Origin of the sequence: Sorangium sp. So ce145 (assembly GCF_051525985.1) — a bacterium.
Taxonomy (GTDB): domain Bacteria; phylum Myxococcota_A; class Polyangia; order Polyangiales; family Polyangiaceae; genus Sorangium; species Sorangium cellulosum_B.
The window spans coordinates 3,677,107-3,689,147 of the sequence record NZ_CP150315.1 but is presented as its reverse complement, the minus strand read 5'-3'; the positions used below and the strand labels follow the sequence as shown (position 1 = coordinate 3,689,147).

At 69.4% G+C, this 12,041-nt stretch carries 10 protein-coding genes; 1 reads left to right on the top strand and 9 read right to left on the bottom strand.

The window, feature by feature from the left end:
* Window positions 1-63 precede the first annotated feature (63 nt).
* The 6 genes from WMF34_RS14085 to WMF34_RS14060 all read right to left on the bottom strand — a co-directional run bounded on the left by WMF34_RS14085 (window position 64) and on the right by WMF34_RS14060 (window position 4,735).
* Complete coding sequence (locus WMF34_RS14085) at window positions 64-897, bottom strand: class I SAM-dependent methyltransferase (protein ID WP_012235332.1); 834 nt, start codon at window positions 895-897, stop codon at window positions 64-66.
* Window positions 894-1,313 carry a hypothetical protein gene (locus WMF34_RS14080; RefSeq protein WP_157906667.1) on the bottom strand — a complete coding sequence of 140 codons (420 nt, stop codon included), beginning with the start codon at window positions 1,311-1,313 and terminating at the stop codon, window positions 894-896. Before WMF34_RS14080 ends, WMF34_RS14085 begins: the two co-directional genes overlap by 4 nt.
* A gap of 397 nt (window positions 1,314-1,710) precedes the next feature.
* Complete coding sequence (locus WMF34_RS14075) at window positions 1,711-2,526, bottom strand: hypothetical protein (RefSeq protein WP_437993595.1); 816 nt, start codon at window positions 2,524-2,526, stop codon at window positions 1,711-1,713.
* Complete coding sequence (locus tag WMF34_RS14070; RefSeq protein WP_012235329.1) at window positions 2,523-2,780, bottom strand: hypothetical protein; 258 nt, start codon at window positions 2,778-2,780, stop codon at window positions 2,523-2,525. Before WMF34_RS14070 ends, WMF34_RS14075 begins: the two co-directional genes overlap by 4 nt.
* Before the next feature lie 165 nt (window positions 2,781-2,945).
* On the bottom strand, window positions 2,946-3,878 hold the full coding sequence (locus tag WMF34_RS14065) for a PAS domain S-box protein (protein ID WP_012235327.1): 933 nt from the start codon (window positions 3,876-3,878) through the stop codon (window positions 2,946-2,948).
* Window positions 3,879-4,462: 584 nt separating this feature from the next.
* A complete protein-coding gene (locus tag WMF34_RS14060) occupies window positions 4,463-4,735 on the bottom strand; it encodes a hypothetical protein (RefSeq protein ID WP_231864831.1) in 273 nt (90 codons plus the stop codon).
* Window positions 4,736-4,754: 19 nt separating this feature from the next.
* Here WMF34_RS14060 and WMF34_RS14055 point away from each other — a divergent pair, with 19 nt between their 5' ends.
* Window positions 4,755-5,984, top strand: a complete 1,230-nt coding sequence (locus WMF34_RS14055; RefSeq protein WP_231864830.1) for a hypothetical protein — start codon at window positions 4,755-4,757, stop codon at window positions 5,982-5,984.
* 220 nt (window positions 5,985-6,204) lie between these two features.
* Here WMF34_RS14055 and WMF34_RS14050 read toward each other — a convergent pair whose 3' ends face one another.
* The 3 genes from WMF34_RS14050 to WMF34_RS14040 all read right to left on the bottom strand — a co-directional run bounded on the left by WMF34_RS14050 (window position 6,205) and on the right by WMF34_RS14040 (window position 11,457).
* Window positions 6,205-8,055 carry a glycoside hydrolase family 43 protein gene (locus tag WMF34_RS14050; protein WP_437993594.1) on the bottom strand — a complete coding sequence of 617 codons (1,851 nt, stop codon included), beginning with the start codon at window positions 8,053-8,055 and terminating at the stop codon, window positions 6,205-6,207.
* Between the two features lie 365 nt (window positions 8,056-8,420).
* Window positions 8,421-9,818, bottom strand: coding sequence for a sigma-54-dependent transcriptional regulator (locus tag WMF34_RS14045; RefSeq protein ID WP_437993593.1), 1,398 nt, complete (start codon window positions 9,816-9,818; stop codon window positions 8,421-8,423).
* A 238-nt stretch (window positions 9,819-10,056) separates the two neighbouring features.
* Window positions 10,057-11,457, bottom strand: a complete 1,401-nt coding sequence (locus WMF34_RS14040; protein ID WP_437993592.1) for an SGNH/GDSL hydrolase family protein — start codon at window positions 11,455-11,457, stop codon at window positions 10,057-10,059.
* Window positions 11,458-12,041 lie beyond the last annotated feature (584 nt).

Below are 12,041 nucleotides of genomic sequence, written 5' to 3'. Positions count from 1 at the left end.
GTCCTGGCGCCTGGACCAGACAAACGTCGACGCAATCCAGAAAAAATCATCGAGATTCAGGGGTCATCCTTCGCGTCCCCACGAGTGCGCCGGGGCGAGCCGCGCCTCGAACCAGCAGAACGTCTCGCGCACCCGGAACACGCCGCCGTCGCCGTGCTGCTCGGCGAACCGAGAGAGCGCCGCGGGCTCGACGGCCCGCGGGTCGAACCGCTCGTGGGTCGTCGCCTGCCACCACCTCAGCAATGCGTCCAGCGTCGGATACACGTGAGTTCCATGCTGCTCCTCCAGGCGGAGCAGCTGCAGCCCGGCGCCCTCGACGTGGTGCGCGAGCGCCGCGGCGTCCTCGAAGGCGAAATCCCGCAGGATCTTCTCTCCCGAAGGGTCGGCGAGCCGCGAGAGCTCCCCGACGAGCGCGGGGAGCGACGAGACGCACTGGACGAGGATGCGCCCCGCGGGACGGAGCAGGTCGCGCATCCGGCGGAGGACCGCGCGCTTGTCGCGGATCCAGTGAAACACGAAGTTCGAGAAGACGAGATCGAAGGGGCGGTCCCGGGCGACGTCGCCGAGGGTCTCGGCCGCCGCCACCTGGAACTCCAGGTTGGGCGCGCCCGCGGTGCGCCGCGCGAGCGCGATCCGCGCCTCGTCCGGATCGATCCCGAGGACGCGCCCGTCGGGGCCCACGAGCTCGGCGAGCCGCCGCGTGAGGCCGCCGGTGCCGCACCCGAGGTCGAGCACGAGCTCGCCCCGCCTCACGCCGGCGAACGCGATGAGGCGCTCGCCGCGCCCCCGCTGCCAGAGGCTCCCTCTCCGGTAGGCCTGCGCGGCGCTCGACGCCGCCACGGCGGGCCTCCTGACGCCGACGTCCTTGTCGAGGCTCCGAGGAAGGTCACGTCTCATCTCGCCCCCCCGTGGTCGAAGCGCGCGGTGATGAAGTAGCCAGAGCCCCGGACCACGTTCGCCGAGTGCGGGACGCCCGGCGGGATCCAGATGCTCGTGCTCTCGGTGACGTGGTGGACGCGGGGACCGAGCTCGACGCGGTACTCGAGGCCCGCGGGATCCGGGAGGATCAGGTTGATCTCCGGGCCGTCGTGGGTGTGCAGCGCCGTGTAATCCCGGCGCGCCGCCTCGGCGCTGTCCACCCGGTGAACCGCCAGGTGAACCGGGAACCCCGCGGCGAAGAACCTCCGGATGCACTCGACGTCCTCATGGAACGCGACCGAGGACAGGGGGCTCGGCACGTTGGCGCAGAGGACCGCCTCGCCGATCCGCTCTTCGACGGAGAGGGACCTCGAGAGGAGATTCATTGTCGTCATCGGTATCGGCGCAGACATCATGGCGCTCAGCTCCGTGTGATGGCGCGGCGGCGCCGCGCGCCCGTGGACGGGTGTCGCGAGCGAGCGATCACGCAACGCGCATGCCGCCTGGCGCGCCATCCCCGGCGTGACGTCCCTGGGCGCGGCGCAAGCGCACCGACGCGGCGAATTCGACCCCGATGGGCGAGCCGCGGCGCGCGCCGGGCCGACGGCTCGACCTCTGCGCCGGGCGAGCCGCCGTGACATGTCACGGCCGACAGCGTGACATGTCACACCCGACAGCGTGACATGTCACACCCGACAGCGTGACATGTCACGCCCGCCGTCACGCTCCGGCCGTGCCATCGCGCGCCGCCGGGGCGACCAGTGACCCGTGGCGAGCACCGCGCCGCCGCCGTCAGTCGGTGATCGTCTCGTATTGCAGCATCGTCCCGCACGCCGCCGCGAAGTACCCGAGGAGCAACATCATGTCCACGCCTGGCCCGAACGCGGTCACCTTCGCCGAGGAGAAGAACGCGAACAGGATGTCTCCCACGGCCATGAGCGCGCAGCCCGCGAGCAGCGATCCCCAGATCGCCCACACCTTGCCGCCGCGGAAGGCGCGCGCGATCCGCAGCATCACCAGCGCGGGGACGAGCGCGATCAGATCGAGGATGGGATAGGCGATGTTGATGAGCCGCTCGCCGAGCGGCACCGGCGCGCGCGCGATCGGGGCGAGCAGGGGATAACCGACGATCGCCATCGCCGCCGCCGCGCCCGCGGCGATGCCGAGGTGCTCGCGCGCGCTGCCGACGGGGAAGCCGGACGCGCGGTACACGAAGACGAAGCGCGCCGACGCGGCGATCAGCAGCGCGTATCCCAGGAGGAACGCGGCGTCCGCGATCGACGGCAGCGGCGTGGGCGCGCGCGCGACGAGCGGATAGTACACGAGCCCGACCTGGCCCAGGGTGAAGAGCGCGAGCCAGGCGCCGAGCAGGAACCACGGGGCGCGCGCCGGGTTGTCGCGCTCGAGGCGCGCGGCGCTGAGCAGGCCGAACACGGCGGCGACCGCGAGGCACGCGAGCCGCACGAGCGGCCCCACGGCCTCGAGGACCGGCGTCGGGAGGAGCCGCTCGGAGAGCTCGGCGGTCTGCGGCAGGAGGCGCGGGACGTACACCGCGCACACGATCGTCACCACCACCGGCGCCACGCGGCGAACGGGGACTCGCCTCATCGAGCTCCTCCCTGCGCGCCTATCGCGGCGCGCGCCTCGTCGAGGATCCGCTGGGCCTTGTCGCGCCCGACGAACACGCCGAGCCCCGGCGCGACCGCGGCGAGCAAGCGCTCCACGTCGGCCGGGGAGAGGCGCCCGTGCTTGAACCCCAGCTTCTCCGCCTGGCTGCGCACGGCCGCGCGCGCCATGTTCTCGCCGAGGTACGGCGCGAGCACGTGCACCAGCTTCTGGATGACCTCGTCCGCCGGGAGCATCGCCCTCAGCAGCGGCGCGCCATGGCGGCCGGGAGCTCGCCCTGGCGGACGACGTGGATGGTCATGGGGGCGCTCGCAAGGTAGATCGCGCCGCGCGAGAGGGTCAACGAGGCAGAGGACGCGCCCCCGGGCCGCCCCACATGCTCCGTGACGTTCTCCGAGAGCTCATCGAGCTGCCCACTCGCGAGCCGGCGCTCGAGAGCCGCGGTGTTCGCGCCGCAGCGCGAACGCGATACCCTCCTTCAGGGTTTGAAGCGTCACGAGGTCGCCGAGCCCGACGCCCTGTTCGATCAACGACTGCGCGATCCGCGGCTGGATGCCGGTGAGCACCGCCTGGGCGCCGAGGAGCTTCACCGCCTTGGCCAGCCGGATCATCGCGTCGGCCACCGGGGCGTCGAAGACCCCCACGCCGGTGATATCGACGACCACCGTCCTGGCGTTGTACGTGGTGACCCCCTGGAGGAGGGTCTCTAGCGCCGCCGCGGCGCGGGCGGCGTCCAGGAAGCCGACCAGCGGCATGGCGATGACCTGATCCGCCACCGGCATGAGCGGGGTCGACAGCTCACGAACCAGCTGCTCGAGCTCGCGGTTGAGGCGCCTCACCTCGTCCTCCGCCCGCCGGCGCTCGGTGACATCGACTCCGATGGACTGGAACTCGGCGTGCAGCCCCTCATCACCGACCGGGGCGCGGTTGGTCCACCGTAGCCAGCGGACCGATCCGTCCGGGCACAGGACCCGGTGCTCCGTGTGGAGGATGGGGTTCTCGGGGCCGACGGTCGCGAACTGCTTCTCTAGTAACCGCTGGTCCTCTTCGGGGATGAGTGGTGTGAAGCGATGGCCGACCAGCTCCTCCGGCGTCTTGTCGAAGAATCGGCAGTAGACCTCGTTGACGAAGGTCAGCGTGCCATCCGGGCGGAAACGGCAAATAAGCTCGGTCTGGCCCTCGACGATGGCCCGGAACCGCGCCTCGCTCGCGCGCAGGGCGGTCTCCACGCGCCGCCTCTCGACGAGCTCCCCCTCGAGCTCGGCATTGCGCCGCCGGAGCATCTCCAGCTCCGCGCCCGCTGCAGCACTACCATTCATATGGCTCTCGTTCATGGTCCCGTGCTCCCCCGAAGCGCCGGTACGCAGCAGCGCCCCGCTCGGCCAGGCTATCAAAGGCGCAGCCGCCCGGGGTCCACTTCGGACGAGCTCGCTCGCCGCGTCCAGGATCGCTGGCCTGCGGAGCTCGCCTTCCCGTGGCGCCCCCCCCGATCGCGCACGTCAGCGGAACGGTCGGGTAGAGTCGGGCAATTTATGGCCTCACTGAACGGGAACAACCATCGATACAGCTTCACTTTTCCAAGAGGAAGGCGGATCGCGCGCGGAACCCTCACTCACCTGGGGTGAGCGGCGAATCACGCTTGACTTATTAAAAACTCTTTACTTTCCCTTCCCCCACGCATCATCCAATGACGGCGATGATCGTTTTGCGGCAAATTTACACCCGCTTCTCCGCTCGGAGACCTCGTGCTACGCCAATGGCACCGGCGGTTGGCCGATGCTCCATCTGGCGTCTGGCGCAGCGGCCGCGCGGAAGCATGCGCCCGGCACCCAGCGGTCCGGCATCCAGCGGTAACGAGGAGCACCATGCGAATCAACGATCAGGCAGGTCCGTCCACCGTGTCATTGGGCAAGAGGTCTCAACGCACGTTCGGTTTCCTCTCGTGCGTTACGGCATTGCTGCTGGGCGCCTGTAGCGGCGAAGATCCCGACGCCGGGGGCTCTGGTGGAGCAGGCGGCAGCGTGTCATCCACCTCCACCACGACCTCCTCGTTGACCGGCACCAGCGCCGGCCCCAGCACGAGCGGCGCCGGCGCCGGCGACGCCTCCACCTCCACCGCGACGACGGGCTCCTCCTCGTCGACCGGAGATCCCGCCGGCGGCACCGGCGGATCGAGCGGGACGGGCGACACGCACCCGAAGGATCATTGCGTGGATGGCTACGATCCCCATCCGAGCGACGCGACGATGAAGGACGGCGCGGCGGAGTTCGTGAAGAACAACCAGATCGATCTCACGGTTCAGCCGGAAGTGATCGCCTGGATGGAGGAGAACGAGTGGCAAGCCGCCCACTTCGAGTGGCACAGCATCCGGCGCTGCAATGGCGGCATGGGCATGAGCAGGGTCAATATCTGCAGGTCGGCGGTCCCGGTCCCGGCGGACCAGGAGTGCAAGACGACGGGCGACGGCTACCAGTTCCTCGCCATGCACAGGCACATGATCCAGTCGCTGAAGCAGCTCTGGCCGAAGCACTCGGAGCAGTTCGAGGGCTTCAAGAAGTTCCCCACGACGGCGGAGGAGCTGCCCCAGCAGTGGAGATCGGACTTCAGGCCCTGGAGCGCCACGACGCTCGCCAACGCGAAGATCGGCGACGAGATCGACAAGCCGGAGAACCTGAGCCGCTTCCCGGACGAGGGCGCGCTCGGCATGTGGCTCCAGTGCTTCGCCGGCCAGGCCATCCCGGGCACCAACCAGCAGGCCAGCGGCCTTCACGGCGATCTCCACTTCAAGTGGGTTCGCTCCCAGAACACCGACCACGGCCTCGGCAACCAGTTCACGAACATCGACAACTACATGTTCTGGAAGCTGCACGGCTGGATCGACAACGTCTGGGAGAAGTACCGTGTCGCCAAGGGCATGTCGCCCACCGACCAGAAGCTGAAGGACGCGGTGGCCGCCCAGTGTTACGAGATGGACGCGATCGCCCAGGTCATCAATCCCGACCTGAAGCCGGATACGGATCCGGGAGATCCCCTGCCCGGGGAGTCCGGCGTGTTCCACGAGACCATCCGTCCGATCTTCGAGAGCGCGATCCACAAGTGCAGCGGTTGCCACGCTGCGCCGTCGACCGGTCCCGCAGCAGGTCTGTCGCTCGGCGGCGACATCAGCTCGACGGACATCGTCGCGGGCCTCGTCAACAAAACCGCCAAGGGCGGCGGGCAGTTCAAGCTCGTGGTCCCGGGGAATCCGGACCAGAGCTGGCTCTACCTCAAGGTCGCAGGAACGGCCGGGAGCGCCGGGTGCAGGCCTTCCGCCGGAGGCACCTGCCAGACGGGCGTCATGCCGCAGGCCGCGGACGGCAAGCCGACGGTGACGAGCGCTGAGCTCGCGGCCCTCCGCCAGTGGATCCAGAGCGGCGCGCCCGCGCCGACGAAGAACTAGGCTCGCCCCGCGCCGCCTCCCCCACGGCCTGCTCGCCCCTCCCGTGGGAGCCAACCCCCCGTCAAGGCACGCCTCTCCATCGTCATCGAAGAACGCCGCCGGCTCGATGCCACCCCGTACGGTGGGCGAGCCGGCGGGCGCGCCAGCGCGCCCTCGAGCGGGCCCGTGGGGCGCTCGCTCTCGGCCACGCGGATGACCATGCAGGCTGCCGGCTCGCATCTTACGGCTTGGTTACCTCGAACGACGCGACCTTCACCGAGCCGCCCAGGGACTGTGTGGCGTAGTTGAAGATGCCGAACCGGTAACCGAGGAAGTACTGCCAGTTCTTGTTCATGTTGAGCGTGTTGCCCAGGTTGATGAACCGAGCGCCGTCCGTGCTGTAGGAGAAGCGCGCTTGCGCGCCGCCGTTGTCCGTGCGGACGTTGGCCTCCACGCGCAGCCAGATCGTGCTGCCGGACGCCTCGGCGGAAGCCACCTCGGTGCCCGTGCTCGTCGTGGCCCAGGAGGTGTTCATGTTGACCCCGTTGGTCATCACGACGCGCGTCGCCCCGTTTGCCTTCTTGACCCCGATCCACGCCGACATGTCGCGCAGGGCAGCGAGGCCGGCGACATCGCCGTTCTGCATCTTGCTATGATCGAGCTCGATCGTCGCGATGGACACGGGCCCTTCGATACGGCGCGTCAGCGTGTTTCGAGCGGCATACAGATCGTTGGTCACCGTCGCGGCTTGCAGGGTCAGCCCGGCCCCGGACGACCACTTGGTGCTGTCGGGGTTGTGGTTCCACTCCCACTCGGGGCGCAGGGTCGCCTCCGCGAAGGTGTCCTTGGTCACAGGCGGCTTCACCCGGTTCGAGCCGCAAGGCAGCTTCGGGAAGGGGTATGTACCTCCCCACTTGCCGTCCACCAGGGTGAGCGAGGGCCAGCCGTCGTTCCAGGTCATCGGGGCCATCACCGGGATGCGGCCAGCCGGGTACGAGTCGTTGAACCCGAGGTAGTACCAGTCGCCGTTCTGCGTCTGGACGACGCCGCCCTGGTGCGGGGCGCCGCCGGAGCCCGGAGCGCCGGCGTAGGGCAGCTTGACCGCGAAGGGCCGCAGCTCGTAGGGGCCGAAGGGCCCGCTCGTCGAGCGGAGCACGTACTCACCGTTCGCGTACTGCGTGGTGAAGATGTAGTAGTCCCCGTCCTTCTTGATGATGCGAGAGCCCTCCAGCGGTCCGGAGATGTTGCCCGGCGTCTGGAACACGACCTGATTCTTGACCTGGCTGAAGCCGTCCGCGCTCAGCTGCGCCACGCTGATCGTGTTGTTTCCGTAGGCCACGTACATGGTGTCGTCGTCGTCGATCAACAGCCCCATGTCGTAGTAGCAGCCGCCCTTGTGCTTCTCCCACGGACCTTCGGGGGACTTGGCCGTGAAGACCCAGCCGCCGCCCTTGTTGTGCATGCAGCCCATCCAGTAGAAGGTCTTGTTGCTCTTCCGGTACTGGAGCGTGGAGGCCCAGATGCCGTTCACATAGGATCTATCCCGGCCCAGGTCGTACGACGGGTCGACGTCGAGCAGAGGAACGGAGTGGGAGACGTATTCCCAGTGGACCAGATCGTAGGAGCGGAGCAGGGGCGCTCCAGGCGCATGGTGGAAGGTGGACGCCGTGTAGTAGTAGGCGTCGTCCACGCGAATGACCTCCAGATCGGGGAGGTCCTGCCAGATGAGAGGATTGGAGTAGGTCTCGGGGCAGACGGCGGGGGCGCCGCCGCCGTCACCGCCGTCACCGCCGTCACCGCCGCCGCCGCCGGCGCCGGGGTCACCGCCCCCGGACGCGGCCGAGCTTCCGCTGGCGCTCGTCGAGCCGCCGCTCGTCGTCTGCCCATCGCTCCCGCCCGAGCCGCTGCTGCTCGAAACGCCCGTTCCAGGGCCGGTCGTCGCGCCGGTGGCGCCGCCGCCGCCATCACCGTCGCCCACCTGCGACTCCCCGCTACAACTTGCGAGGAGAGCGAGGAGACAGACAGCAGACGCCGTACCGCCTGCGCGTCGGTTGAGAGAGCGGGTGCCGGTGGGTCGGGAAGTGAAGTGCATGGTGATAACCTGATAAGAGGTGTCAGGGAGAGCGCGCGGCGCGCGGCTGTCAGAAAAAAGAAGATGGAACGCGTCGAGTCGACGCAGCTCGGTCGGGACGACCCGGCGTGATCGCGCGGTCGCCGCCCAGAAGCATTCGCCCGAACCTTTCGGGAAAACTCACGAGGAGGCAGGGAGATGGGGAATAAAATTCCACCGATCTCCCGGTCTCCCCGCCTCCCTGTTCAATTTCCCGCGAAAAATGCCAGCCCAAGGGAGGCTTTGTCAGGTCACCGCCCTGCCCGAGCGCGCCTGAGTCAATTGTGAACGTTCACATTCCACCAGTCAACCAAAATTGACGAGGGCGCGCCGCCGTCGACGGAGGCTCAGGAGCGCGGCCGGGGGATCCCGAGCCGCTGCCGCCGCTCCCACAGCGCCTTGCGGCTGATGCCGAGGCGGCGGGCGATCTCGGTCTCCGTCAGCTCGTGCTGGTGCTCGAGGACGAAGCGGCGGAAATAGCCCTCGAGAGAGTCGGACGGGGGCTCTCCCTCGTGCGCGTCCGCGAGGGGCGCGGGCGAAGGCGGTTGAGGGGGCGCGTCGAGGCCGAGCAGCTCCAGCCCGATCTCGCTCGCATCGGCGAGCACCATCGCGCGGTGAACGGCGTTCTCCAGCTCCCGGATGTTGCCCGGCCAGGGGGCCGCCGCGATGGCGGCGCGCGCCTCCGGCGTCAGCGTGAGCGGCGCGCGGCCCATCGCCCACGCGCGCCGCCGGAGCAGCGACTCCGCGAGGCGCACCGCATCGCCCGGCCGCTCGCGCAGCGGCGGGAGGCGGATCTCGAGGACCCGCAGCCGGAAGTAGAGGTCGCTCATGAACGATCCGTCGCGCACCATCGCCACGAGATCTCGGCGCGTCGCCGCGATGAGCCGCACGTCGACGCGCCGGGCGCGGGTCGCGCCCACGCGCCGCACCTCGCCCGTCTGGAGGAAGCGGAGGAGCCGCGCCTGGACCTTGGGCGGCAGCTCGGCGACCTCGTCGAGCAGCAGCGTCCCGCCCTCCGCGGCCTCGCAGAGCCCCGCGCGCGCCGAGATCGCGCCGGGGACGGCGCCGCGCTCGTATCCGAAGAGCTCCCCCTCGATCTGCCCCTCGGGGATGGCCGCGCAGTGGACCGGGACGAACGCAAGCTGCCGGCGCGGGCTCAACCGGTGCACGGCGCGGGCGAGCGTCTCCTTGCCCGTGCCGCTCTCGCCGAGGACGAGCAGCGTCGCCTCGCTCGGGGCGACCTTGCGCACCCGCGCGAACACCTCGCGCATGACCGCAGAGCCGCCGACCATGCCCTCGAGCTCGTCGTCCTCGGATGTGGGCGGCACGGGCGGCGCAGAAGGCGCGGGCACCGAGGCGCCCGGCGCGACGTCGGGGAGCGCGCTCTGCGCAGGCCGCGCGCCGGGGAGATGATGGTCGAGGAGGGCGACGAGCTCGGCATGATCGAACGGCTTCGACAGGTAATCCGCGGCGCCGCGCTTCACGGCGTCCACGGCCGCCTTCACCGTGGCGTAGCTCGTCATGAGCACGACCGGCGCGCCGCCGCACTGCCCGACGAGCGCGGTGCCCGGCGCGCCCGGCAAGCGCACGTCGGCCAGCACCAGATCGAACGCGCGCAGATCGTGATCCGCCGAGGCATCCTCGACCGACCCCGCCTCGATGACGTCGTGCCCATGACGAACGAGCAGCCGCCGGAGCTCCGTCCGGATGACGACCTCGTCCTCGACCAGCAGGATCCGGCTCACGGCGCCACCTCGAGCCCGCGCATGGGACAAGGCTACTCAGGACAGTTGCGGCTGAATACGCGAGGACGCATAGCGCAACGCGTTAACGCTGACGGCTCAGTTGTCCAGGTCACCGGTCAGAGCGCCCCGCGAGGGCCGAGGCGCTTCTCCGCCGGGGGAGCGGGTGGTCTTCGCCGGGCGCGCGGCAGCTCGGAGCTCCGCGCGCCCGATCGGGCGCCCCCCACGAGCGGCCTCCGCTCTACTTGGGCTGGGGGACGAACAGCAAGAGGTCGACGGCGTTCGCCAGCGCCTCCAGGCCGGTCGGGTTGAAGTGCAGCCCGTCATCCTGGAAGTCGAGGTCAGCCTTCAGCTTGGTGGGATCGCTGGGGTCGACGACCGCCGGCTCGAAATCGATGACCTTGTCGAACTTGCCGCTCATGCGGATCCAGGTGTTGACCGTCTGGCGGGTCGCCTCGCGGGCCGCGGAGAAGTACCCGGTGCCGAGCGGCGTGATGGGCGCTCCGTAAACGAGCATCCCTTTCTCCTTCGCCTTGGTGATGAACTCGCCAAACGCCGCGATCAGGTTGTCGGCGACGGGCGGCTGGCTGTCGTTGCCGATGTCGTTCACGCCGATGAACGTGATCAGCCATTTCGCGCCGCGCTGGTCCAGGACGTCGCGCTGGAAGCGGGCCTTGGCCGTCGGCCCGAGCCCGCCGGCGAGCACGGTGCCCCCGCCGATGCCCAGGTTGAGCACGGCGACCTGCTGAGTCCCCTGATTGGACCGCAGCCGGCGAGACAGGAAGTCCGGCCAGCGGGTGTTCCCGTCCGTGTCCGAGCCGCGGCCATCGGTGATCGAGTCACCCAGGATGACGACCGCCGCCGCCTCGGGAGCCGCATCGACGTCGAGGCCCGTGATGTAGTACCAGTGAGGGGTGGACACAGGGGAGGTCAGGTTCGCCGCCGAGACCCCGTTGCCGGTCTGGATATACGAGTTGGTCCGCGAGCCCGGGTGCCCGGTGATCCCGGCCGGAACGGCGCCGAACTTGATGGTCACCGCCATCTTGGTGTTGGGCTTGATGGCGTACTCGATCGGATCGGAGAAGACGGTCTTGCCCACCGCGATGGTCACCGAATCGGCGCCCGCGAACTTCAGGGCCTGATCGGTGGCCACGTTGATGCCGTCGGCGGTCGTCGACTCAGCGATGTGGACCGACTCCATGGTCACGGGCCCGTCGCCGAACTCGTTCGAGAGCAGCAGCCGCACGCCCTTGCCGCCGATCGAGGTGTAGATCACCTGGCGCAGCGTGTTGTTGGTCAGGCCCGGCTCGGGCGGGTTGTTGTTGGGCTCGGTCAGCTGCGGGCCGGTCGTCCACGTCCCGACCCAGTGCGCCTCCGCCGCCCCGCCGGCGCCGCCGTCGCCGCCACCGCCGCCGTCGCCGCCGCCGCCCGTGGCCCCGCCGCCCCCGGTGTCGCCAGCGCCGCCACCGCCGGTGTCGCCGCCGCCACCGCCACCGCCGCCAGAGGCATCACCCCCGCCGGAGCTCGCCGCGCTGCTCGAGCTGGACGTCGAGCTCGACGTGCTGCTGGATGTCGTGGTGTCCGTGTCATCGCCGCAGCCGGTGACAGCCAAAAACAGAAGAGCGCAAAGTATTCTTCGCATGGTCCTCGAAGCTCGAAAGATTGCTGTGTACGTGATCGTTCGAATTGCCCCTCGGCGCACCGCCCCCGATCAGCAGCTCCTTCAGCGCATTCGAACTTTCGATTTTTATGATTTCAGACGATAGCGCGCCGGTTCGCTCGTGCGCGCAGCGTCGCCCGGATCGAGCCCGGATCGATCGAACAGCTCATCTGGATGGCTGCGCTGCCCACCGTCGATGTCCGGAGGCGCGCGGGAGAGCGCGGGCCAATGCCATGCCCCTCACACGCGCCATCGAGTGTGTCACACGAGGACCCGAACTACTACTCGGTTCATCGCCGGAAGAACGCCCGGGGCGCGCCGTCCGGCCACGTGGCGTTACGTTCGGTAACGCTTCGATGCGCTCGCGTTACGTTCGGTAACACCCGGCGCAACCGTCGTCGAGGCGCTTCGACCCACGGCCCGAGGCCGCCGTGGGTCGCGCGGGCGGCGGAAGCCTCTGAAAGACGCTTTCCGGAGTCGCGTGCTCGAACTCGAAGGAGATGGGAGCGTCCTTGCGCGGCAGCCCAGTACAGGCGCAAAACAAGGTGCTTCACGAGCACGCGTCC

Coding starts and splice junctions, on each gene's coding strand:
- WMF34_RS14085 (WP_012235332.1), bottom strand. CDS start 897: ATGAGACGTGACCTTCCTCGGAGCCTCGACAAGGACGTCGGCGTCAGG.
- WMF34_RS14080 (WP_157906667.1), bottom strand. CDS start 1,313: ATGACGACAATGAATCTCCTCTCGAGGTCCCTCTCCGTCGAAGAGCGG.
- WMF34_RS14075 (WP_437993595.1), bottom strand. CDS start 2,526: ATGAGGCGAGTCCCCGTTCGCCGCGTGGCGCCGGTGGTGGTGACGATC.
- WMF34_RS14070 (WP_012235329.1), bottom strand. CDS start 2,780: ATGCTCCCGGCGGACGAGGTCATCCAGAAGCTGGTGCACGTGCTCGCG.
- WMF34_RS14065 (WP_012235327.1), bottom strand. CDS start 3,878: ATGAACGAGAGCCATATGAATGGTAGTGCTGCAGCGGGCGCGGAGCTG.
- WMF34_RS14050 (WP_437993594.1), bottom strand. CDS start 8,055: ATGCACTTCACTTCCCGACCCACCGGCACCCGCTCTCTCAACCGACGC.
- WMF34_RS14040 (WP_437993592.1), bottom strand. CDS start 11,457: ATGCGAAGAATACTTTGCGCTCTTCTGTTTTTGGCTGTCACCGGCTGC.